The sequence below is a fragment of the Bradyrhizobium sp. 23 genome, from assembly GCF_023073295.1.
Classification (GTDB): domain Bacteria; phylum Pseudomonadota; class Alphaproteobacteria; order Rhizobiales; family Xanthobacteraceae; genus Bradyrhizobium; species Bradyrhizobium canariense_D.
Window position 1 is genome coordinate 89,005 of record NZ_JADPJF010000088.1, and the last position, 22,128, is coordinate 111,132.

The 22,128-nt window shown below is 65.0% G+C and carries 23 protein-coding genes, 1 tRNA gene and 1 pseudogene; 15 read left to right on the plus strand and 10 right to left on the minus strand.

Translation table 11 applies throughout. The annotated features are described in order from the left end of the window. Positions 1 to 18: 18 nt before the first annotated feature. Both IVB32_RS21315 and IVB32_RS21320 read right to left on the minus strand, forming a co-directional pair. Positions 19 to 291: a GlsB/YeaQ/YmgE family stress response membrane protein gene (locus IVB32_RS21315; protein WP_083926312.1), complete on the minus strand. Its 273-nt coding sequence runs from the start codon at positions 289 to 291 to the stop codon at positions 19 to 21. A 30-nt stretch (positions 292 to 321) separates the two neighbouring features. Continuing rightward, positions 322 to 903 carry a YidB family protein gene (locus tag IVB32_RS21320; RefSeq protein ID WP_026232432.1) on the minus strand — a complete coding sequence of 194 codons (582 nt, stop codon included), beginning with the start codon at positions 901 to 903 and terminating at the stop codon, positions 322 to 324. 158 nt (positions 904 to 1,061) lie between these two features. Here IVB32_RS21320 and IVB32_RS21325 point away from each other — a divergent pair, with 158 nt between their 5' ends. Both IVB32_RS21325 and IVB32_RS21330 read left to right on the plus strand, forming a co-directional pair. After that, entirely contained in the window at positions 1,062 to 2,069 is a 1,008-nt protein-coding gene (locus tag IVB32_RS21325) for a 2-dehydropantoate 2-reductase (RefSeq protein ID WP_247299203.1), read from the plus strand. Positions 2,070 to 2,097: 28 nt separating this feature from the next. After that, positions 2,098 to 2,313, plus strand: a complete 216-nt coding sequence (locus tag IVB32_RS21330; protein ID WP_083926313.1) for a hypothetical protein — start codon at positions 2,098 to 2,100, stop codon at positions 2,311 to 2,313. 117 nt (positions 2,314 to 2,430) lie between these two features. Here the strand turns inward: IVB32_RS21330 and IVB32_RS21335 are convergent, their stop codons facing one another. After that, positions 2,431 to 3,063 carry a hypothetical protein gene (locus IVB32_RS21335; protein ID WP_018452973.1) on the minus strand — a complete coding sequence of 211 codons (633 nt, stop codon included), beginning with the start codon at positions 3,061 to 3,063 and terminating at the stop codon, positions 2,431 to 2,433. Positions 3,064 to 3,271: 208 nt separating this feature from the next. On the opposite strand from IVB32_RS21335, the gene IVB32_RS21340 reads away from it, so the two are divergent. From IVB32_RS21340 to IVB32_RS21360, 5 genes are all read left to right on the plus strand, one after another. Further along, entirely contained in the window at positions 3,272 to 4,789 is a 1,518-nt protein-coding gene (locus IVB32_RS21340) for an AMP-binding protein (RefSeq protein ID WP_247299205.1), read from the plus strand. 26 nt (positions 4,790 to 4,815) lie between these two features. Continuing rightward, a complete protein-coding gene (locus tag IVB32_RS21345) occupies positions 4,816 to 5,454 on the plus strand; it encodes an RraA family protein (protein WP_204514026.1) in 639 nt (212 codons plus the stop codon). 138 nt (positions 5,455 to 5,592) lie between these two features. Beyond that, positions 5,593 to 6,063, plus strand: coding sequence for a tripartite tricarboxylate transporter substrate-binding protein (locus tag IVB32_RS21350; RefSeq protein WP_247369119.1), 471 nt, complete (start codon positions 5,593 to 5,595; stop codon positions 6,061 to 6,063). Positions 6,064 to 6,160: 97 nt separating this feature from the next. Beyond that, positions 6,161 to 6,237: transfer RNA gene (locus IVB32_RS21355), tRNA-Arg, on the plus strand. 124 nt (positions 6,238 to 6,361) lie between these two features. Next, entirely contained in the window at positions 6,362 to 7,501 is a 1,140-nt protein-coding gene (locus IVB32_RS21360; protein WP_018452978.1) for an amidohydrolase/deacetylase family metallohydrolase, read from the plus strand. A 26-nt stretch (positions 7,502 to 7,527) separates the two neighbouring features. Here the strand turns inward: IVB32_RS21360 and IVB32_RS21365 are convergent, their stop codons facing one another. After that, positions 7,528 to 8,673: an acyl-CoA dehydrogenase family protein gene (locus IVB32_RS21365; protein WP_018452979.1), complete on the minus strand. Its 1,146-nt coding sequence runs from the start codon at positions 8,671 to 8,673 to the stop codon at positions 7,528 to 7,530. A 127-nt stretch (positions 8,674 to 8,800) separates the two neighbouring features. On the opposite strand from IVB32_RS21365, the gene IVB32_RS21370 reads away from it, so the two are divergent. Next, the gene (locus tag IVB32_RS21370; protein ID WP_231189766.1) at positions 8,801 to 9,493 is read left to right on the plus strand and encodes an alpha/beta family hydrolase; all 693 of its coding nucleotides are present in this window, start codon (positions 8,801 to 8,803) and stop codon (positions 9,491 to 9,493) included. A 4-nt stretch (positions 9,494 to 9,497) separates the two neighbouring features. Here the strand turns inward: IVB32_RS21370 and IVB32_RS21375 are convergent, their stop codons facing one another. After that, positions 9,498 to 10,472 carry a ketopantoate reductase family protein gene (locus tag IVB32_RS21375; protein ID WP_018452981.1) on the minus strand — a complete coding sequence of 325 codons (975 nt, stop codon included), beginning with the start codon at positions 10,470 to 10,472 and terminating at the stop codon, positions 9,498 to 9,500. A 154-nt stretch (positions 10,473 to 10,626) separates the two neighbouring features. Between IVB32_RS21375 and IVB32_RS21380 the strand changes: the two genes are divergently transcribed. Then, positions 10,627 to 11,430 carry an enoyl-CoA hydratase-related protein gene (locus tag IVB32_RS21380; protein ID WP_085351611.1) on the plus strand — a complete coding sequence of 268 codons (804 nt, stop codon included), beginning with the start codon at positions 10,627 to 10,629 and terminating at the stop codon, positions 11,428 to 11,430. Positions 11,431 to 11,477: 47 nt separating this feature from the next. Here IVB32_RS21380 and IVB32_RS21385 read toward each other — a convergent pair whose 3' ends face one another. Then, positions 11,478 to 12,362: a LysR family transcriptional regulator gene (locus IVB32_RS21385; RefSeq protein WP_018452983.1), complete on the minus strand. Its 885-nt coding sequence runs from the start codon at positions 12,360 to 12,362 to the stop codon at positions 11,478 to 11,480. A gap of 113 nt (positions 12,363 to 12,475) precedes the next feature. On the opposite strand from IVB32_RS21385, the gene IVB32_RS21390 reads away from it, so the two are divergent. From IVB32_RS21390 to IVB32_RS21405, 4 genes are read left to right on the plus strand one after another with little or no spacing between them, the layout of a single operon-like run. Next, on the plus strand, positions 12,476 to 13,840 hold the full coding sequence (locus tag IVB32_RS21390) for an FAD-dependent oxidoreductase (RefSeq protein ID WP_018452984.1): 1,365 nt from the start codon (positions 12,476 to 12,478) through the stop codon (positions 13,838 to 13,840). A gap of 34 nt (positions 13,841 to 13,874) precedes the next feature. After that, positions 13,875 to 14,879, plus strand: a complete 1,005-nt coding sequence (locus IVB32_RS21395; RefSeq protein WP_018452985.1) for an ABC transporter substrate-binding protein — start codon at positions 13,875 to 13,877, stop codon at positions 14,877 to 14,879. A gap of 16 nt (positions 14,880 to 14,895) precedes the next feature. Continuing rightward, positions 14,896 to 15,669 carry an ABC transporter ATP-binding protein gene (locus tag IVB32_RS21400; RefSeq protein WP_247299209.1) on the plus strand — a complete coding sequence of 258 codons (774 nt, stop codon included), beginning with the start codon at positions 14,896 to 14,898 and terminating at the stop codon, positions 15,667 to 15,669. Further along, positions 15,662 to 16,486, plus strand: coding sequence for an ABC transporter permease (locus IVB32_RS21405; RefSeq protein WP_018452987.1), 825 nt, complete (start codon positions 15,662 to 15,664; stop codon positions 16,484 to 16,486). Before IVB32_RS21400 ends, IVB32_RS21405 begins: the two co-directional genes overlap by 8 nt. A gap of 108 nt (positions 16,487 to 16,594) precedes the next feature. Here IVB32_RS21405 and gtdA read toward each other — a convergent pair whose 3' ends face one another. Next, positions 16,595 to 17,635: a gentisate 1,2-dioxygenase gene (gene gtdA, locus IVB32_RS21410; RefSeq protein ID WP_018452988.1), complete on the minus strand. Its 1,041-nt coding sequence runs from the start codon at positions 17,633 to 17,635 to the stop codon at positions 16,595 to 16,597. A gap of 90 nt (positions 17,636 to 17,725) precedes the next feature. Here gtdA and maiA point away from each other — a divergent pair, with 90 nt between their 5' ends. Together maiA and IVB32_RS21420 are read left to right on the plus strand one after the other, a co-directional pair. Continuing rightward, positions 17,726 to 18,358, plus strand: a complete 633-nt coding sequence (gene maiA / locus IVB32_RS21415) for a maleylacetoacetate isomerase (protein ID WP_018452989.1) — start codon at positions 17,726 to 17,728, stop codon at positions 18,356 to 18,358. Beyond that, entirely contained in the window at positions 18,348 to 18,860 is a 513-nt protein-coding gene (locus IVB32_RS21420) for a MarR family transcriptional regulator (protein WP_018452990.1), read from the plus strand. The genes maiA and IVB32_RS21420 overlap by 11 nt, the downstream gene beginning before the upstream one ends. 45 nt (positions 18,861 to 18,905) lie before the next feature. On the opposite strand, the gene IVB32_RS21425 is transcribed toward IVB32_RS21420, so the two are convergent. From IVB32_RS21425 to IVB32_RS21435, 3 genes and pseudogenes are all read right to left on the minus strand, one after another. Continuing rightward, positions 18,906 to 20,519: a benzoate-CoA ligase family protein gene (locus IVB32_RS21425; protein ID WP_018452991.1), complete on the minus strand. Its 1,614-nt coding sequence runs from the start codon at positions 20,517 to 20,519 to the stop codon at positions 18,906 to 18,908. Next, positions 20,516 to 21,655 carry an FAD-dependent monooxygenase gene (locus IVB32_RS21430; protein WP_018452992.1) on the minus strand — a complete coding sequence of 380 codons (1,140 nt, stop codon included), beginning with the start codon at positions 21,653 to 21,655 and terminating at the stop codon, positions 20,516 to 20,518. The genes IVB32_RS21425 and IVB32_RS21430 overlap by 4 nt, the downstream gene beginning before the upstream one ends. Before the next feature lie 267 nt (positions 21,656 to 21,922). Continuing rightward, positions 21,923 to 22,128 (minus strand): annotated as a pseudogene (locus IVB32_RS21435) (hypothetical protein); the annotation flags it as partial.

The window sequence follows — 22,128 nt, forward strand, 5'->3', positions numbered from 1 at the left end:
TTTCGGCGTTTTGAAGCGTCACCCCTTGATCACGCCGCTCGCCACCAGCCGGTGCCAGATGAACAGCACCACCACGGCGCCGATGGTGGCCATGATGAATCCTGCACCCTGGTCGGGACCGTAATGACCGATGGCCTGACCGATGAAGGTCGCGAGAAACGCGCCGGCGATGCCGAGGATGGTGGTGAGGATGAAGCCGCTCGGATTGTTCGGTCCCGGCGCCAGCCAACGCGCGATGAGGCCGGCGATGAAGCCGACGACGATGATCCACAACAAGCCACCCATGCTCATGTCCGTGCTCCCCTCGTTTGACTAAACCAATCAGACTCTGCCCGCGATCTCTTGCTCGGTCGGCAGCCGTCCGTCCGGCGTCAGATGGTCGACCACCTGCGGCAGATACTGGCTGAGGCCCGAGAGCAGCTCGTCACGCGACAGGCCGCTTTGGGCGGACAGGCTCTCGATCTGGTCGGCGCCGAGCGCATTGGCGAGATCGCCTGGAGCGATCGCCTTGTTCTCGCCCTTGCCGACCCAGGTATTGGCAGTATCGCCATGACCGCTGTGCTGAAGCTGGTTGAGGAGATCGCCGAGCCCGCCGCTGAGCACGCTGCCGGCCGCGCCGCCCGCGAGCAGGCCGCCAAGGCCGCCCTTCAACAGGTCGCCGAGGCCACCACCAGCGCCTGCATTCACCGGCGGGGGGAGATGCGTCGGCGTCGGTGCCGGGGACGGCTGCGGCGCGCTGCCGCTCTGGTTGCCGCTCATATGCTTGAATGCCTTCCAGGCGAGCAGGCCAAGCAGCGCCATGGTCATGGGCGACATGCCGCCACTGGATGAGGATTGTGAACTCGGCGTGCTTGGCCCGCGCGGGCCGTTCTGCATGCCGTTGAGGACGTCGAGCAAACCCATGGCGTTCTCCCTTGGCGCTTTGTTGCCGGTAACAAGCCCCGTTCGAAAACATATGAGGCCGTCATGACGGTTACAAGGCGATTGCGCCGCAACTCCGGGAATGGGCAGCAGACACAGCCTCTGCTATCGAGGGCGGATCGTTGAGGGGGCAAGCCAAGATGATGACGGATCGACCGATCGTGGTGGCCGGCGCGGGCGCCATCGGATGTTTTGTCGGCGGCACCCTGGCGGCTGCCGGTCGCCGCGTCGCGTTCCTGGTGCGACCGCGGGTGAAGGCCGAGATCGAGCGGTTCGGTCTGCTTCTGACCGATTTCGACGGCTCCGAGAAGAAGCTCGATCCGGGCCAACTCGCGCTATCGGAAGATCCCGCGATCTTGCACAGCGCCGGCATCGTGCTGGTCACGGTGAAGAGCGCCGACACGGCAGCTGTCGCCAAGCAGATCGCGCAGCATGCGCCGCAGGACGCTGTCATCGTCTCGCTGCAAAACGGCGTCGGCAACGTCGCGGTGCTGCGCGATCGCCTCGGCGATCGCCGCGTGCTCGCCGGCATGGTGCCTTTCAACGTGGTCGGGATGGGCGAGGGCCGCTTCCACCGCTCGACCTCTGGCGACATTCATGTTGGCCAAGATGACACGAACGCGGCCGCAGCTCTGTCGGTGCCGGGGCTCACGATGCGCGCGAGCCGCGACATCACCGGCGTGCAATGGGGCAAGCTGATCATCAATTTGAACAACGCGCTCAGCGCCTTGTCCGACATGCCCCTCGCTGCGCAATTGGGGAACCGCGAATGGCGAAGGTTGTTCGCCGATCAGATGGCGGAGGGGCTGGCTGCAATGAGGGCCGCCGGCATCACACCGGTCTCGGCGACGCCGATCCCGTCGTCCTGGACGCCCGCCTTGCTGAGACTGCCTGATCCGATTTTCGACCTGATCCTGGGAAGGACCATGAAGATCGATCCCGAGGCGCGTTCCTCGATGTGGCAGGATTTGAAGCAGGGCCGCAAGACCGAGATCGACTATCTCCAGGGCGCGATCATCGCCCTCGCCGAACAGAACAGTGTCGACGTGCCGCTGTCGCGCCGCATTGTTGCGCTGATCAACGAGGCTGAGGCCGCGGGCAAGGGTCCGCCGCGGCTGACGCCGCAGCAGGTTCGCGGCGCTGCATGAGTTCACGCCGGCTGACGGGAGACGTGCGATGAAACGTTGTTTGACGATCGGGGTCGTGCTCGCCGCCTTATGTGCAGCTTCCACGTTTGCTCAGGCAAGGCCGCCGACCGTCACGAATTCGCCCGGCTATGACGCGCGCCTGAAGGAGAGTCGTTCGCAGTTGGGTAGTTCACCGACAACAACGGCGCCGGTGAATGCGCCGGTTGCTCAACCGAAGCGCAGCAAGAAGAAGCACACGAACTGAGGCTAGGAGACGGATCCCCGCCCAGTTCGTCATTGCGAGCGTAGCGAAGCAATCCAGACTGCCTCCGCGGAGAGATGCTGGATTGCTTCGCTGCGCTCGCAATGACGGCGACGCAGCTCAGCCCTTCTTCGCGGGCTTGCTCGGCGTCGGGCTGAACAGCTTCTTGATGTCGTTCAATCCATCCGACAGCCGCGGCCATTCGCAGGAGAACGAGCCCTTGGTGCAGGGTGTGCCCTTCGGCCGCGGCCGCGCGTCGCCGATGGCGGCCTGCTGGACTTTCGGCCGCTCGACCGGCACGGGCACGCGCTCGACCTCGGTTCGCAACGCGACCCGCTGGAGCTGCTGCACCTGTTGTTCCTGCTGCTCGCGCTGCTGGCGCGCGGTGGCCTGCGCGGCTTCATTGCTGCGGCGCTGATTGGCGAGATAGGCGGTGTAGGATTCGTCGATCTTCTTCTGCTCCTCCGGCGTCGGATTGGGCCCGGCGATGTCGAAGCTGCGGTCCTGGAGGAAATCGTAATAGGAATAGCCGCCGCCCGCCTTGCGCCGGCCGGCGAATTTGGCGTTGCAGTCGGCAAGCGCAGCCGTCTTCTCGGATTTGGTCGTAGCTTTCTCGGCGGCGTCGGCGCAGGCCTCGAAGTCAACAGGCGCGCGCTTCCACCATTGTGCCTGGGCATGCGACGGCGCCAGCAGGAAAAATCCTGCTGCAGCAACGACAAGCGCCGCACGACGCGATGCAACTACGTCCGACATTCTACGAGAGCATTCCTTGCAAAACTCAACCCGAACTGAGTCGGGCTGATTTTTGCCCCTTTATGGCCTGCTTGTCACCCATGGAACCCGGGAATTTCATGGCTGTGATGCTGACATTTTTTGCTTGACGTGGCGCAGGAGTCACAGCGTCACTTCATCCTGCGCTCGCCTCATCGGCGACGCCAAGAATACGAAGTGGAAACGCCTCATGCTGCTGCCCCTGTCCGATGTGCCGCGCTGGTACGCCGAACGCAAACCGCAAGGCACGATCGCCGTCCGTCACGGGCAGGATACGCTGACATGGGACGCGCTCGAACGCGGCGCCAACCGGCGCGCGCGGGCGTTCATGGCCAAGGGTGTCAAGCCCGGCGACTTTGTCGCGATCGGTTTGCCCAACTGCAATGCGTTTTTCGAGACCTCGTTTGCAGTGTGGAAATGCGGAGCGACGCCGACCTCGTTGTCATGGCGGCTGCCGCGCGGCGAAGCCGCCGCGGTGCTCGACATCCTGAAGCCGGCGCTGGTGGTCGGCGGCGAAGCCGACTGGAACGCGCCGAACCGTCTGCCCGCGGATTTCGTGCCGGAAGGGTTTTCGGACGAGCCGCTCACCGCACCGGTGGCGCGCTATTGGAAAGCCATGACCAGCGGCGGATCGACCGGCCGCCCGAAGGTGATCCTCGATCACCAGCCGGCGGTGATCGACACGGTCGCCGCGCCGCCGCTCAACATCCCCTTCGGGGTCTCGTTGCTCAATCCCGGTCCGCTCTATCACAATGCGCCGTTCATCGTGTCGCACTACGCGCTGTTCACCGGCGGCCAGCTCACCGGCCTCGTCAAGTTCGACGCCGAGGAGGCGCTGCGGCAAATTGCGCGCGAGCGCGTGCAATGGGTCAATTTCGTGCCGACCATGATGCACCGGATCTGGGCGCTCCCGGAGCACGTGCGCAACGCCTACGATGTGTCGAGCCTGCAAACCGTCTTCCACATGGCCGCTCCGATGCCACCCTGGCTGAAGGAGAACTGGATCGCCTGGCTCGGGCCTGAGCGGATCTGGGAGCTCTATGGCGGCACCGAGCGACAGGGCTCCTGCATCATCTCCGGCAAGGAATGGCTGACGCACCAGGGCTCGGTCGGCAAGATCGGCGAGACGGCGCGCTTGCGCATCATCGGCGAGGACGGCAACGACGTTGCGCCGGGTGAGACCGGCGAGATTTACTTCCTCAACAATGACGGCAATGACGCCACCTATCACTATCTCGGCGCCGAGCCGAAGCGCCGCGCCGACGGCTGGGAATCGCTGGGCGATATCGGCAGGCTGGATGCGGAAGGCTACCTTTATCTCGGTGACCGCCTCGCCGACATGGTGCTGCGCGGCGGCGCCAACATCTATCCCGCCGAGGTCGAAGCTGCCGTCTCCGCCTGTCCGGGCGTGCGCTCCTGCGTGGTGGTGGGATTGCCCGATCCGGAATTGGGCCAGCGCGTGCACGCCATCATCGAGCCGGAGAGCGATGCGGACGGCCAAGCCATCGCCGACGGAATGGCGGATTTCCTCAAAGACAGGCTCAGCCGCTACAAGCACCCGGAGAGCTTCGAGATCGTCACCGTCCCACCACGCGACGATTCCGGTAAAGTTCGCCGCACGCTGTTGCGCGACGAGCGCGCGGCGTGGATGAAGGAGGGGCGCGCGTTCCGGATTTGGCCGGCGAAGGCGCGGGCGGACGCCGATTAAGAGAATTCATGGGAAGGACCGAGATTATGACCATCACCATCGCCGCGAACGCTGTGCCGAAGCCGCCGGCCGCGATCATCGAGGGCTTTCGCGGTGCGCCGACCCCGGTCATTTCGGACAATCTCGGCCGGCTGCCGGGCGCCGTGGGGCTCAAACCCTATCATCGCGGTGCCAAGCTGGTGGGCACGGCCTTCACGGTCCGCACCCGTCCCGGTGACAATCTCGCCATCCACCGCGCGCTCGAGCTGGTGGGCCCCGGCGACGTCATCGTGGTCGATGGCGGCGGCGACGAGACCCGCGCGCTGGTCGGTGAGATCATGAAGAACATCGCGCAATGGCGCAAAGCCGAAGGCTACGTCATCGACGGCGCGATCCGCGACGTCGCGGCGTTCGCTGCCGATGACTTTCCCTGCTATGCCCGCGCGGTGATCCACCGCGGCCCTTACAAGAACGGCCCCGGCGAGATCAACGTGCCTGTTTCGATCGGCGGCAGCGTGATCTCGCCCGGCGACATCGTCGTCGGAGACGAGGACGGCGTGGTGTCGTTTGCCGCCGCCGGTGCCGCGGCGCTGCTCGACGCCGTGCGAGCCCAGGTCGCGCGCGAGGAGGAGACGCTGAAGGCGATCCGCGAGGGCCGTTATCAAGGCTCGTATGGCAAATCCTGATCAGCGAGAATGAAGAGGAGGGCGGCGTGAGCCAGCAGGACGAATTCCACAATCTCGACGATAACGGCGACGGGTTGTTTCGCGAGCTCGCGGCAGGGGTGACCACGCGTCGGCATCGGCACGCTCGGCCATCTCGCCATGACCGTGCTCGGCAACAAGGCCGGCGTCGAGATCATGCACGTGCCCTATCGCGGCGGAGGCCCCGCAATGAACGACGTGCTCGGCGGCCATGTCGACCTGATCGCGGGATCTGCGGCGCTGGTCGCAGCCCAGCTCGGCACCAACATGCTGCGTCCGATCCTGCAGCTCGGCCGCGAGCGGCTGCCGGGCCTGCCGGATACGCCGACCGCGATCGAGGCGGGCTTTCCGGATTTCGAGACGCTGGCCTGGTGGGGCATCTTCGCGCCCACCGGCACGCCGCCGGACATCGTCGCAGGCCTCGCGACGGCGTCCAAGGAGATCCTGAGCGAGCCCGCGACCGCCGCCCAGCTCAAGGAAACGCAGCAGATGACGCTGCTGCTCGAGGACGCTCCCGCCTTCAAGACCTTCTTCGACAAGCAGGTCGCCATTTGGGGCAAGGTGGTCAAGGACAACAATATCCGGGCATGAGATGACCGGCAGCCCTCCGCATTGAGCAACGCGGAGGGCTTCCGATCCCCCTTCCGCTTTGATATGAAGCCCCGGTAACCCGCTCTGCGGGTTCCGCGGTCCCGTAGCTCAGCCGGATAGAGCGACGGTTTCCTAAACCGTAGGTCGGAAGTTCGAGTCTTCCCGGGATCGCCAGTTTTTCAGTGAGCAATCGTCGCGTTTGATACGCTCGTCGGCGCAAAAATTGCTAGAAGCGCGAAGCTTCCTCCTGGCCCGGGCTGACTGCCGCCCCGCCTCGCTGCCATATCCGGAGACGACAATGCCTTTCGATTTGATCCTGCGCGGCGGCCGTGTGGTCGACCCGTCCCAGAAGCTCGACGCCGTGACCGATGTCGCCTTTTCCGGCGGCAAGGTCGCGGCGATCGGCAGTGGGCTCAAGGCGGATCCGGGCACCGAGGTGCGCGACGTCTCTCGCTACATCGTGACGCCGGGACTGATCGATCTCCACACCCATGTCTATTGGGGCGGCACGTCGCTCGGCATCGACGCCGAGGAGTTCTGCCGTCTTTCCGGCGTCACCACCGCGGTCGATACCGGCAGTGCGGGGCCGGGCAATTTCGCGGGCTTCCGCAAGCATGTGATCGAGCCGAGCCAGGTTCGTATCCTCGCTTATCTGCATGTCTCGCATGCCGGCATTTTCGGCTTCTCGCACCGGATCATGGTCGGCGAGAGCGAGGAGCTGCGGCTGATGAATCCGATCGAGGCGGCCAAGGTGGCCGACGCCAACCGCGATCTCATCGTCGGCATCAAGGTGCGCGTGGGGCTGCATTCCTCGGGCACGTCGGGCGTCGTGCCGCTCGACATCGCGCTCGAGGTCGCGAACGAGGTCGGCATGCCCCTGATGGCGCATATCGATCATCCGCCGCCGAGCTACGAGGAGGTGCTGGCGCGCCTGCGCCCCGGCGACGTGCTCACCCATGCGTTCCGTCCCTTCCCCAACACGCCTGCGACCGCGCAGGGCACGGTGAAGCGGGCGGTGCTCGACGCCCGCGAGCGCGGCGTGCTGTTCGACATCGGCCACGGCAAGGGCTCGTTCGCATTCAAGACCGCGCGTGCGATGCTCGCCAACGGCTTCTATCCCGACACCATCTCGTCCGACATTCATCAGCTCTGCATCGACGGCCCGGCCTTCGATCAGGTGACGACCCTGTCGAAATTCCTGTGCATGGGCATGCCGCTGTCCGACGTCATCGCAACCTCGACCGTCAACGCCGCGATGGCGCTGCGGCGCCCCGAGCTCGGCAGCCTCAAGCCGGGCAGCGTCGGCGACGCCACGCTGATCTCGGTGAGGGAAGGCCAGTTCGACTATGAGGACGTCGTCGGCGAGCACCTGATCGGCGACCGCAAGATCGTCTCCGAAGGCGTCGTGATCGGCGGCCGGTGGTGGCATCCGAATTGAGCGGCAGGCCGTTCACGCCGGCTTGATTACAACGACCTCGCGATCAACAGCTTCATGATCTCGTTCGTCCCGCCATAGATCTTCTGGATGCGGGAATCGATGAAGATGCGCGAGATCGGATATTCCTGCATATAGCCGTAGCCGCCGAACAGCTGCAGGCATTCGTCGGCGGTCTCGACCTGCTTCTCCGAGCACCAATATTTCGCCATCGACGCCGTGACGGTGTCGAGGTCCTTTGCGACCAGCCGCTCGATGCACCAGTCGACGAAGACGCGCGCGATCATCGCTTCGGTCTTGCGCTCGGCGAGCTTGAAGGCGGTGTTCTGGAAATCCATCAGCGGCTTGCCGAAGGCCTTGCGCTCCTTGGTGTAGTCGACGGTGAGTTTTATCGCGCGCTCCATAGCCGCGACCGCGCCGACCGCGAGCGCGAGGCGCTCCTGCGGCAATTGCTGCATCAGCTGCACGAAGCCCTGGCCTTCCTCGCCGCCGAGCAAATTGTCCGGCGGCACCGCGACGTTGTCGAAGAACAGCTCAGACGTGTCGGAGGCATGCAGGCCGATCTTGTCGAGGTTGCGCCCGCGCTTGTATCCATCCGCGCCTGAGGTTTCGACCACGATCAGCGAAATGCCCTTGGCGCCGACATCGCCGGTGCGCGCAACCACGATGACGAGGTCGGCAGCCTGGCCGTTGGTGATGAAGGTCTTCTGTCCGTTGATGACGTAGGAATTGCCCTGCTTCCTGGCGGTGGTCTTGACGGCCTGCAAATCCGAGCCGGTGCCGGGCTCGGTCATGGCGATGGCGCCGACCATCTCGCCTGAAGCCATCTTCGGCAGCCAGCGCTTCTTCTGCTCCTCCGAGCCGTAATTGAGGATGTAGTGCGCGACGATGGCGCTGTGCACGGAGACGCCGGTCGTCAGCTCCGGCACCGTGCTTTCGAGGTCGTCGAGCACGGCGGCATCATAGGCGAAGGTGGCGCCCAGGCCGCCATATTCCTCCGGCACGCTTGCCAGCAGCGCGCCCATCTCGCCGAGCCCGCGCCAGGCAAAGCGGTCGACCATCTTCTGCTCGCGCCATTTTTCGGCATGCGGGGCCAGATCCTTGGCAAGATACTTCCGGAACTGGTCGCGGAAGATTTCGAGCTCTTCGGTCATCCAGGAGGAGCGGTAGGACATGGTCACCTCGGTCAATGCGGCTTGCCGGCCTGGTTAGGCCAGCCTTTGGCGGCAATTATTGTGTTTTCAGGCTGTGCCGGTGACGCTACCAAGGCGGCCGGAGCAGCGTCTATCGGGATGGTTGATTGTGGCTGTCAAAATCCAAACCGTCAAAACCAAAGAGCTCAAGCTCGACATCGCGCGCATCGGCACGGTCTCCGCGATCCTGACGCAGCCGGACAAGGCGCGCGCCTGCTACGTCCTGGCGCATGGTGCCGGTGCAGGGATGCGGCATGCATCGATGGACAAGATTGCGGAGGGGCTCGCTGCTCGCGACATCGCGACCTTCCGCTTCAATTTTCCTTACATGGAAAACAAGCAGGGCCGTCCCGACCAGCCTGCGGTCGCCCACGCCACGATCCGCGTGGCAGTCGAGGAAGCCGCGCGGCTCTGCCCGGGTGTGATGCTCGTTGCGGGTGGAAAATCCTTCGGCGGGCGCATGACCTCGCAGGCGCAGTCCAAGGCTCCGCTGCCTGATGTCAAAGGGCTCGCCTTCCTCGGTTTTCCCCTGCACGCCGACAAGAAGCCGTCGACGGAGCGCGCCGAGCATCTCGCCCATGTCGAGATCCCGATGCTGTTCCTGCAAGGCACCCGCGACGGGCTCGCCGATCTCGGCCTCCTCAAGCCGGTCATCGCCGCTCTTGCCCCGAAGGCGACGCTGCATGAGATCGAAGGCGGCGATCACTCCTTCGCGGTGCTGAAAAAGTCCGGCCGCACCAATGAAGAGGCGCTGACAGAGGTGCTTGATACGCTCGCGGCCTGGATCGACAGCCTCGCCTGAAATCTCACGCCGAATATAGCCCCTTGTCGCGCGCCTTCTGGATCGCGAGCGCGGCGATCAAGTCGAGCGTCGGCGTCGACAGGCCGGCGGTGCGCGCGAAGGCTTGGGGCGCCTTTACCAGGACGTCGATCTCCATGGCGCGGCCGAGCTCGTAATCCTGCAGCAGCGACGGCTTGTGGTTGGGGGCGGGGCCGCTGCGTGATACGCGCTTGACCTCGGGGATAAAATGCTGAGCGATCTCGTTGGCCTCGTTCAGCATCCGCGGAATGACATCCGCAAAGGCGGGGTCATCGCGCACGCCGCGCGCGGTCTGGCCGGTGAGCAGGCACAGCACCGACAGTGACATGTTGGTCAGCAGCTTTGACCAGATCGCCTCGCGGATCTCGGCGACCGGCGGCGATTCCAGCCGTGCGTCGCTGAAGACACCGCGGAGCGTCGTGATGCGCTCGCAATTGCGGTCGTCACATTCGCCGATCAGCAGGCGGTTGCGGTCCGGCGTCAGGTTCTGCACCACGCCGGGCGCGATCACCTCGTTGGAGGAGAAGACTACGCCGCCGACGATCCGCTCTTTCGGAATGCAGGCGCGCAGGCGTCCGCCCGGGTCGAGGAAGGAAATGTCCGGCGGGGTCGGGTGCCGCGGCGGCAGGCCGATCCGGTACCACCAGGGAATGCCGTTCTGCGCGAACACGATCGCGGTGTTGTCCTGCAGCAGCGGCTTGAGACTGGAGACCAGCCCGGTCAACGCGGTCGCCTTCAAGGTGCTGATCACGACGTCCTGCGGGCCGAGCTGGGCCGGATCGCCGGAGGCGTTCACCTTGGCGGAGACCTCGGAATCGCCGACGCGCAGCTTGAGGCCGTTGGCCCGGACCGCCTCCAGGTGCGCGCCCCGCATCACGCACGAGACCTCGTGGCCGGCGCGGGCCAACCGAACTGCAAGATGGCTGCCGACGGCGCCCGCGCCGAAAATGCAGATGCGCATGTGATGTCCGTCCCTGATCCCTTGATGCCGCCCCGCGGCAGCATGACACAAGCCGCCATGCGATGGACGCGGCTGCCCTACGCTCGAAAGATATGGATCAGGGCGCGGAGCCTCGGTCATAGTGCGCGCCAAACAAACGAGCGGAGGAACACCGATGACCGACAGCCCCGTCCTGTGGACCCTGGATGCGCGTGGGGTTGCGACCGTCACGTTGAACCGGCCGGAGGTTAACAATGCCTATGACGGCGCGTTGATCGCAGGCGTGCTCGCGGCCATGGACGATCTCGGCAGCAAGCCCAACCTTCGCGTCGTCGTGCTCAAGGGCAATGGCAAGCATTTCCAGGCTGGCGCCGACCTCAAATGGATCAACGGCGTGCGGCCGCAATCGAGCGAGGCGAACGAGGCCGCGTCGCGGGCGACGTTCGAGGCCGTGCAGCGGCTCAATACGCTGGCTATCCCGACGGTCGCGCTGGTGCAGGGCGGCTGCTTTGGCGGCGGCACCGGCGTGATCGCGGCCTGCGACGTCGTGATCGCGGCCGACAACGCGCTGTTCTCGATCACCGAAGTGCGCTGGGGCCTGACCGCGGCCATCATCATCCCGCAGCTCTGCGATGCCATTGGTGTACGGCAAGTCCGCCGCTACGCGCTGACAGGTGAACGTTTCGGCGCCGAGGACGCCCGTCGTATCGGCCTCGTCCACGAGGTGGTGCCGCTCGCCGATCTCGACGCCGCCGGCGCCAAGGTGGTCGAGCAGTTGCTTGCCAACGGATCGGAGGCGATGGCCGAGACCAAGCGGCTCGCGCTGGAAAGTTCGTTCGGCGGCATGGCGGTGGACGATGCGGCTTACAAGCGGCTCGTGCATCTGCATTCGCTGAAGCGACAGAGCGCGGAAGCCGCCGAGGGGCTGGCGTCGTTCGCGGAAAAGCGCGCCGCGAATTGGGCAGGTGCTAAAAGCTGAACGCGAGTAGCCCGGATTACGCTTCGCTCCATCCGGGCTACGGGCTTTTACAGCGACGTCGCGAGTGACCTTTTCAGCAAAGTGAGCAGCGCCTGTACCGCGGCGGCATTGCGCCGCCGTTCAGGGATCGCAGCCTTCACCCACAATTCCGGAATCGGAAACTCGCGCAGCACCGGCTTGAGCGCGCCGTCGCGCAAGGCGCCCGCGACGAGATAGTCCGATATCAACACAATGCCGTTGCCGGCGATGGCGCTGCGCGCCAGCACTTGGCCCTCGTTGCAGGACAGCAGCGGACTGACCTGGACGCTGATGCGGCCGCGCGGCCCGTCAAAGATCCATTCGGGGCCGGTCGGTAGAAAGCTGAGGCAGCGATGATCGACCAGATCACGCGGATGTTTTGGCGTGCCGTGTTTCTTCAAATAGGCAGGCGAGGCGCAGAGCAGCCGCTTCAGCGGGCACAAGGGTTCGTCGACGACACCGCCAAAGGAATGCGGGAAGGCGCCGATGGCGATGTCAAAGCCTTCGGTGACGGGATCGACCGGACGGTCGAACAGCACGATCTCGAGCTTGAGCCGCGGGTTCTGGGTCTGGAAGGCGGTGAAGACGTCCGCAAGCCGCGCGACCGTCAGCGAGGTCGGGGCCTTGATGCGCAGATGATCGACGAGATCGTGGCCCTTCTCGCCCATGCGCGACAGCAGATCGGCGGCGTCGGTGACGACGCCGCGGGCGCGATGCACGTAGCGCTGGCCGGCCTCGGTCAGCCGCAATTGCCGGGTCGAGCGATGAAACAGTGGCGTGCCGATCCGCGCCTCCAGCTGCGTGACGCGCTTGGCGACCACCGACGTCGAGACGCCGAGTTTTCGCGCGGCCGCGGAGAAGCCGGTGGCGTCGGCGGTCGCGAGGAACGCCTGAAGGTTTACCAGGATGTCCATCTTCGGCCTTTCGCGATTCGAGAAAGGTGATCGCCTATTTTGGCGGATTGTAGCTCGATCCGGGTTAATTCATAGTCCGGCCCAAGCAAAGGATTTCAGGGACAGGACGCGCCATGCAGGCCATGACGATCGAAGAACCGGCGCGCCAGGTGCCGCTTTACGGCGAATATGAAGTCGTCGTCCTCGGCGGCGGTCCGGCCGGCATCGTGGCGGCGGCCTCAAGCGCACGCGCGGGACGGAAGACGCTGCTGATCGAGCGGTACGGCTTCCTTGGCGGCATGGGCACCGCCGCAGGCGTCACCAATTTCTGCGGCCTGCACGGCAATGTCCACGGCGAGGCCCACCGGCTGGTGCAGGGCATGGCGTCGGAGTTGCTGGCGCGGATCGATCGCTTGAACGGCCTCAACGCGCCGCATCTGATTCTCGGCAAGGTCTTCGCCCAGGCCTACGACACCGCCGCCTACAAGATCGCGGCCGACCAACTGCTCGCCAGTCACAAGGTGCACATCCTTTTCCACGCGCTTGGTGCCGGTGTGGTGATGGGCGCTAACAGCCGCATCGATGCGCTGATGGTCGAGACCAAGGCCGGCCGGCAGGCGGTGCGATCGGAGATCTTCATCGATTGCTCCGGCGACGGCGATCTCGCGGTTTGGGCCGGCGCGCCGTTCGAATTCGGCGACGAGCACGGTCATCCGATGTATCCCTCGATGATGCTCCGTCTCAACAACATCGACCCGGAGAGGGCAGGCGAAGCCTGGCGGACCATTCCGCAATTGATGGAGCAGGCCACCGCCGCCGGCACCCACACATTCCCGCGCAAGAGCGCGATCGTGCGGCCGCAGAAGTCCGGCATCGAATGGCGGGTGAATTTTACGCAAGTGGCGCGCGAGGACGGCCATGCCATCAACGGCATCGAGCCTGATGATCTCACCCGCGGCGAGATCGAGGGCCGCAAGCAGGCGCTGGCTGCGTTCGAATTCCTGCGCACCGTGCCGGGCTTTGAAAAATCCTACATCGTCGACCTGCCGCCGCAGCTCGGCATCCGCGAAACCCGCCGCATCACGGGCGGCTATCAGCTCAGCGGCGAGGACGTGCTCGGCTGCGCTTCGTTCGAGGATTCCATCGGGGTCAATGGCTGGCCGATCGAGGCCCATGTCCCCGGCGACGTCGTCTTCACCTTCCCGCCGATCCCGGAATCGCGCGGCTATAACGAGCTGCCTTACCGCATGCTGGTGCCCGAAGGCGTCGATAATCTGCTGGTCGCCGGCCGCTGCGCCTCGATGACCCATGAGGGCCAATCGGCGGCCCGGGTCTCCGGTGCCTGTTTCGTGATGGGGGAGGCGGCCGGTTCCGCGGCAGCGCTGGCGCTCTCCGGAAACCGGATCCCGCGTGACATCCCCGTTGAAAAGCTGCAGGAAACGTTGAAACAACAGGGCGCCTTTATCGGACGGGACCAGCCCGTGCCTGAAGGCCTGTAACCGACTGCAAGATATCGACGGCGGAGGAAACGAAATGATCGGGATTGTGCGGCTCGCGCTAGCTGGCCTGATGGCGATCACAGCAATGGGCACGGCCCGAGCCGAGGACGCGCTGAAGGCCAGGATCGGCGTGCTCAGGCTATCCTCCTCCGCGCCGGTGTTCATCGCGCAGGACAAGGGCTATTTCCGCGAGGCCGGCCTCGAGGTCGAGCTGAAATTCTTCGACGCGGCGCAGCCGATCGCGGTGGCGACGACCTCGGGCGACATCGATTTCGGCGTCACCGCCTTCACCGCAGGTCTTTACAATCTCGCCGGCAAGGGCGTGCTCAAGGTGATCGGCGGCATGAGCCGCGAGAAGGCTGGTTATCCCCTGATCGGCTATTTCGCCAGCAACAACGCCTATGCGAGCGGTCTGAAGACGCCGAAGGACCTCGCGGGCAAGCGCGTGGCGATGACGCAGGTTGGCTCCTCCTTTCACTATTCGCTCGGCCTGCTTGCCGACAAATACGGTTTCAAGCTCGCCGACGTGAAGATTGTGCCGCTGCAATCGCTGTCGAATGCGGCGGCCGCGCTGAAGGGCGAGACCGTGGATGCAGCGCTGCTGCCGATCTCCACCGCGCGAAAGCTGATGGACGACGGTGGTGCGAAGTTTCTCGGCTGGGTCGGCGACGAGACACCCTGGCAATTGGGCGCGGTGTTCGCCTCGCCGAAGACGCTGACCAACAAGGTGCTGGTGACGAAGCTGCTCGGCGCCTTGGCAAAGGCCGACCGCGAATATCACGACGTCATCCTCGCCGCGATGAAGGACGGTGTCGCGCCGATCAATGACAAGACAAAGCCGCTGCTGGAGATCATCGCCAAATATACGAACCTCCCGGTCGAGCAGGTGGTCGGCAACTGCGCCTATATCGATCCCGACGGCAAGCTGGATGTGAAGAACGTCGACAACCAGATCAAATGGCTCCAGGAGCAGGGTTTTGCCGACAAGGGCTTCGACGCGAATGCGATCATCGCCAAGGAATTCGTGAAGGCGGATTGAGAGTAGAACGCAGTCCATGGACCTGATCGCCAACCACATCACCCATCGCTTCGGCGATCTCGCCGTGCTCGACAACGTCTCGTTCACCGTCAGCGCGGGCGAGGTGGTGGCGATCGTGGGGCCGTCGGGCTGCGGCAAGAGCACGTTGCTGTCGATCCTCGGCGGGCTGTTGCTGCCGACCTCCGGCGCGCCCGAGCTGCGTGGATCGCCGCCGGCGGACAGCCTCAATCCGCTCACCTTCGTGTTCCAGGACTTTGCGCTGCTGCCCTGGGCGAATGTGGAGGAGAACGTCGAATTCCCGCTGCTGCACACCCAGCTCTCGGCCGTGCAGCGCCGCGCGCTGGTCGAGGACGCCTTGCGCCGCACCGGCCTGACCGATTTTCGCAAAACCTATCCAAAGCAGCTTTCCGGCGGCATGCGCCAGCGCGTCGGCATTTCGCGCGCGCTCGCGGTCAGGCCGGCCATTCTCCTGATGGACGAGCCATTGTCGGCGTTGGATTCGCAGACCCGCGAACTGCTGATGGAGGATTTCGTCCGGCTGCTCGCCGATGGCGGCATGGGCGCCGTGTATGTCACGCATAATCTCGAAGAGGCGGCGAGGCTTGCCGACCGCATCGTGGTGCTGTCGCGGCGCCCTGGCCGTATTCGCGAGGTCGTGAGCGTGCCGATGACGCGCACTGAGCGCGGTGACATTGCAGCCCGTGAAAAGCTGCTCGCGCTTCAGAACCAGATCTGGTCGCTGATCCGCAACGAGGCGATCGATGCCGAGCGCGAGGTCCAGCATGCTTGATCGCGCTCCGGCGGGAACATCGACGAAGGATGAAGCGGTCCGGCGCGTCCGCTTTCGCGGCGCCGGCTTCGTGCCGGCGAGCAGCCGTTTCGGCGGCTGGATCGCGCTCGCGCTGGTCATTGCGATCTGGCAGGCCGCCGGCAGCACCGGCCTGGTCAATCCGCTATTCCTGCCACCGCCATCGGCGATCGCGCGGGCGATCTACCAGCTCGCGATCTCGGGTGCGCTGTGGCAGCACCTTTCCGCGTCGCTCCTGCGCATCGGTGTCGGCTGGCTGCTCGGCACGGCAGCCGGTGTCGCCGTTGGCTTTGCCATCGGCCTGTCGCGTCTGGCGCGCAGCGTCGGCATCACCTTCATCTCGGCGCTGTTCCCGATCCCGAAGATCGCGCTGCTGCCGCTGTTGATCCTCTGGCTCGGCATCGGTGAAGAGCCGAAGATCGCGACCATTGCGCTCGGGGTGTTCTTCTCGACCGCGATCTCGGTCTATAGCGGCGTCGACGCGGTGCCGCGCAACCTCATCCGCATGGCGCAGAGCTTCAACGTGCCGTTCGCCACCATCGTGCGCAAGGTGGTCTGGCCGGGCGCGCTGCCCGCGATCCTCGCCGGCTTCCGTATCACCTCGTCGGTGGCGCTGCTGCTCGTCGTCAGCGCCGAGATGATCGGCGCGCAGTACGGCATCGGCGCGTTCGTGCTGCAGGCTGGCAATTTGATGCAGACGGATCAGCTGCTCGCGGGCGTGGTGATTTTGTCGGTGTTTGGGTTGATGGTGGGGAGGGTGATCAACTGGCTGGAGACGCGGCTGTTGCACTGGCGGTGAGGTTTACTCCGTCATTGCGAGCGCAGCGAAGCAATCCAGACTGTCGCCGCGGAAAGATTCTGGATTGCTTCGCTGCGCTCGCAATGACGATGCTACCAGCAGCGTACCTCACGCATTCCCGCGATCCTCCCGGAACAAATCCAGCTTCTGCTGCACGGGGCGATCCGAGAAGCTGAACAGCACCGCATCCATATCAGCCTCGTGCGTGACCCATTGCCAGCTCGGCACCACGAACAAATCGCGCGGGCCCCATTCGAACGTCGCATCCCCGATGCGGGTACGGCCGTGGCCCTCGATCGGACAGAACACCGTCGCGTCCGTCGCGCGATAGCGCGCGGTCTTGAAGCCCTTCGGCAGCAGCTGGATGAACGTGCCGATGGTCGGCATCGCGAAGTCGCCGGTCTCGGGGTTGCTGAATTTCAGCTTCAGCCCGTGACAGGCATCCCACTCCTGGCTCGCGCGAGCCTTCTCCAGTGCCTCGCGCGTGTAGGCATAGGGATAGCTGAAGATCGGGGAAGTCTTCGAGCTCCGCTTCACGTCGACCGGCAGCAGATTGTGGCCGTAGCGTGCAAAGCTGTCGCCGGCCGGCCTTGTAATCTTCTGCTGATCCTCGTTGGAGCCTTCCGCGAAAGAGCAGTCGAAGAACTGCACCAGCGGAATGTCGAGACCGTCGAGCCAGAACATCGGCTGGTCGGTCTCGTTGGAATGATCGTGCCAGGTCATCGACGGCGTGATGATGAAGTCGCCGGGCTCCATCGCGGTGCGCTCGCCGTCCACGGCGGTGTGGGCGCCCTTGCCTTCGAGCACGAAGCGCAGTGCCGATTGGCTGTGCCGGTGCGCGGGCGCGACGTCGCCGGGCACCACCATCTGCACGCCGGCATAGAGCGACGTGGTGATTTTCGACTGTCCGCGCAGGCCGGGGTTTTCCAGAACCAGCACGCGCCGCTCGGCCTCTTTCGCCGTGATCAGCTTGCCGGCTTCGGTCATGTAGTCGCGGATGATGTCGAACTTCCACAGATGCGGCCGGCAGGCGCTCTTCGGCTCCGGCGTGATCAAATCGCTCATGACCGTCCAGAGCGCGGTGAGATTCTCGCCGTCGATCTTCTTGTAGAACGCCTCGCGTTCCGGCGTCTTGGTCACGGCTTCCATGGTGCGGCTCCCGTCGCTTTGTTGATTGACAGTATACTTACGATCTGGGTAGCGTCAACGTGCGAACAAGAACGAAACGGGAGGGTTCCGATGAAGCTGCACGGCTATTTCCGCTCCAGCGCCGCCTACCGGGTACGCATCGCGCTGAACCTCAAAGGCCGCGGTGCCGAGCACCTGCCGCATCATCTTCGCAAGGGCGAGCAATGTGCGCCAGCCTATCTCGCCATCAATCCGCAAGGCCTGGTGCCGGCGCTGGAGAACGATGCGGGCGCAGTGCTGACCCAATCGGTCGCCATCATCGAATGGCTCGACGAGACCCATCCCAACCCGCCCCTGTTGCCGAGGGATGCGTTGCAGCGCGCCAAGGTGAGGGCGTTCGCGCTGGCGATCGCCTGCGACACTCACCCCGTGCAGAACTTGAAGGTGCTGGCGCGGCTGCGCGAGCTCGGCCTTGCCGAGGAGAAGGTTCAGGACTGGGCGGCCTGGGTCAACCGCGAGGGGCTCGCGGCGTGCGAGACGCTGATCAGAAACGAGCCGGGCCCGTTCTGCTTCGGGGATGTGCCGACGCTCGCCGATCTCTGTCTTGTGCCGCAGCTCGCCAATGCGCGCCGCTTCGGCGTCGACGTCTCCGCCTATCCGCGCCTGCTTGAAGCGGAAGCTGCGGCCAAGGCCCTGCCGGCGTTCGTCAACGCCGCGCCGGAGAAGCAGCCCGATGCCGAGTAAGCCTGCCCCTCCAATCACGATAGACGCGGTCTATGCGGCGCCGGGCTATCTGTTCCGGCGCATGCAGCAGATCGCGGTCTCGATCTTCATGGAGGAGTGCAAGGCGTTCGACCTCACGCCGGTGCAATACGCGGCGCTGATCGCGATCCACACCCACCCCGGCATCGATGCGACGCGGCTGTCCGCGGTGATCGCCTTCGATCGCTCCACGCTCGGCAGCGTGATCGAGCGGCTTCAGGCCAAGGATTTCGTCGAGCGCAGGCCGGCGCCGGAAGACAAGCGGATCAAGCTGCTCTATTTGACCAAATCAGGCGCGGCGATCCTGCGCGACATCATTCCCGCCGTCGAACGCGCCCAGGCGCGGATGCTCGAGCCGCTCAAGCCAGCGGACCGCAAGGCGCTTATGGGGCTCCTGGCGCAGCTCGTCGATCTCAACAACGAGGCGTCGCGGGTGCCGCTCCGGGCGGAGGACGCGATGGAGCATCTGGGGAAGGCACCTTAATCCTGGTTGTCATCGCCCGCCTTCGCGGGCGATGGCAGCGGTGGCTCACATCCTCAGCAACGCCTGCCGGTCGATCTTCCCCGTGCCGGTCTTTGGCAGCTCGTCGATGAAGATCACCTCGCGCGGATATTTGTAAGGAAGCAGTTTGCCCTTCACGTAATCCTGCAGCCGCCGGGTCGTTTCGCTTTGATCCGCCGCGCGGGTGTTCATCACCACCACTGCCTTAAGCGTCATGCGCCGGTCCGGCAGCTCGGCGGCGAACACCGCGCATTCGCGGATGTCCGGGTGGTCGGCGAGGCAAAGCTCAACCTCGAGCGGGTAGACCCATTGGCCGGAGATCTTGATGAGATCGTCGGCGCGGCCGCGGAAGAAGTGAAAGCCATCGCCATCGCGGACGAAGCGGTCGCCGGTGTAGATCCAGCCGCCTTCGCGGATGGTCTCGGCGGATTTGTCCGGCCGGTTCCAGTACAGCGGCGTGTTGGAATCGCCGCGCACCCACAAGATGCCTTCCTCGTCGTCGGCGACATCGCGGCCGTCCTTGTCGCGCAGCGCGACCTCGTAGCCGGGCACGCGCAGGCCGGCGGCGCCGAGCTTCTTCCGCTCGGGGCGGTTGGAGAGATAGATGTGCAGCACCTCGGTCGAGCCGAGGCCTTCCACGATCTCGAGACCGGTGAGCGTCTTCCAGCCGTTGAAGACGTCGGCCGAGAGCACCTCGGCGGCCGAGAGCGCCATGCGCAGTGAGGAGAAGTCGGTCTTGTTCGCACCCTCGGCCTTGGTCAGCGATGTATAAAGCGTCGGCAGGCCGAAGAAGACCGTCGGCCTGTACTGCTCGATCGCCGAAAAGATTGCCACGGGCTTCGGCTGGCCGGGCAACAGCAGTGTCGTCGCGCCCGCCGAGAACGGGAAGGTGATCGCGTTGCCGAAGCCATAGGCGAAGAAGATTTTTGGCACCGAGAAGCAGATGTCATCCGGCGTCAGCTTCAAGACGTTCTGCGCAAAGGCGACTTCGCTATAGGCCATGTCGTGCTGGAGATGCACGATGCCCTTGGGGCGGCCGGTCGATCCGGACGAATACATCCAGAACGCCATCTCGTTGCGATGCGTGTCGGCTTCCGCGAGCTCAGTCGGAAACTGGGGGAGCCAGCCGGCGGCGGAAACGGCGTTCGGCGCGGCGTGATCGCTCGCCGGGCCATTGACGACGACCAGGGTATGCAGGGCCGTGTCCTTGCAGGCCTCGGCGTTGAAACGTGCACAGAACTCGGCGTCCGCCACCGCAACAGTCGCGCCGGAATCGGCGAGATAGAATTGCAGCAGATCCGGCGGTGTCAGCGTGTTGATCAGCAATGGCACGAAGCCGGCGCGCACCGCGCCGAAGAACGCGGCCGGGTAGGCCGGAGTGTCATCGAGGAACAACAGCACGCGATCGCCGCGCTTGAGGCCAAGCGAGGCAAAGCCGTTGCCCCAGCGCCCGGCTTCCGCGCAGAGCTCCGCGTAGGTGCGCGTGCTCGCGGGGCCGATGAGCGCGAGCTTGTCACCGTGGCCTTTGCCGACATTGTCGAACAGCACGCGGCTGGCATTGTAGACCTGCGGAACGGAAAAGCCGATCTCGCGCGCGCCCGCGCAGTCGGCGGGCACCTGGTCGTGAATCTGCCGGCTCATGCCTCGTCCCCACCGTTCTTGGCGGCTTCGTAGCGCGCCATGAAGCCCGGCGACATCGCGCGCAGGCGGGAGTCGTCGATGCGGCCGGAGCGGGTGATGTAGCTATAGGCAAAGTCCATCAGGCCCTGCTGCATGTGCTGAGCAAAGTGCTCGTACCAGAAAGCGCTGGTCCGCGCGGCATTGACGAGCTTCTGCACCACCGGCTTTCGCGCGGCCTGGTAGCGATGCAGGGCGGTCGAGAGATGGGCGTCCGATTCCAGCGCCTTGACCAGTGCAATGGCGTCCTCGATCGCGAGCCGCGTGCCGGAGCCGATCGAAAAATGCGCCGAGTGCAGGGCGTCACCGAGCAGCACCATGTTCTTGAACGACCAGTGCTCGTTCCAGACCCAGGGGAAGTTGCGCCAGACCGATTTGTTGGAAACCAGCGAGCGGCCGCCGAGCGTGTCGGCGAACACCTCCTCGCAGACACCTTTGGACTGCTCCACGTCCTTGTAGGCGAAACCGTAGGCCTGCCACGTCGCATGGTCGCATTCGACCAGGAAGGTGCTCATGGTCGGCGAGTAGCGGTAGTGATGGGCGTTGAAGGCACCGCGGTCGGTCTTGACGAAGGTCTGCGACAGCGTCTCGAAGCGCTTCGAGGTGCCGTACCAGACGAACTTGTTCGAGGAGTAGGACAGCGAGGTGCCGAAATCGCCCTCGAAGGCGCGGCGTACCAGCGAGTTCAGCCCGTCGGCAGCGACGATCAGATCGTGCCCGTTGAGCTGATCGATCGCATGAATCGGCGTGTCGAAGCGCGGGGTGACGCCGGCATTGATCGCGCGCTGCTGCAGGAATCGCAAGAGCTCGAGCCGGCCGATCGAGGAGAAGCCGACGCCGTCGATGGCCACGCTGTCGCCGCTCAGGTTCAGCGTGATGTTCTCCCAGCTCTCCATGTGCGGCGAGATCGCGTCGACCGTCTCGGGGTCGTCGGCGCGCAGGAATTCCAGGGCCTGATCAGAAAACACCACGCCAAAGCCCCAGGTCGCGTCGGCCGGGTTCTGTTCGAACAGGTCGACTTGATCCTCGGGGTGACGCTTCTTCCAGAGATAGGCGAAGTAGAGCCCACCGGGCCCCCCGCCAATCACGGCGATCCGCAACGTCTGCCTCCCTAATTGACAGTATACTTACTATCTAGGGGTAGACTAATGTGCTCCGGCCACCCGCGCCAGCGGAATTATCGGCAAGCCGCGCGGCACACCACAGCTCACGTCCGGACGCGCGTTTGGCGCGTGTCCGAAGCAGTGACCTTGCGAAGCATAGCCAAACCGTGGCGGCTTGGCCATCCGCCCCGTCAGACGCAGCGCTTCACCCGTACGCCGCCCACGAGCACGGTGGTGCAGCGGACCGCCGGATGGCACGCTTCTCTAGCGTGCCGCGAACGGCGCCAGCACGTCCTTGCAGGCAGGTGACAGCGACGCGGCGTTGCTGGCGATGCACTGCACGATGCGGCCGCCGCCAGGCGCTACGCCGGCGCACAGCGTGCGGATGTCGGCACCGCAGGCGGAGCGGACGATGAACAGCTCTTCGCGCGGCCGCAGCGGGCGCAACGCGATCACGGCGGGCGCGGCTG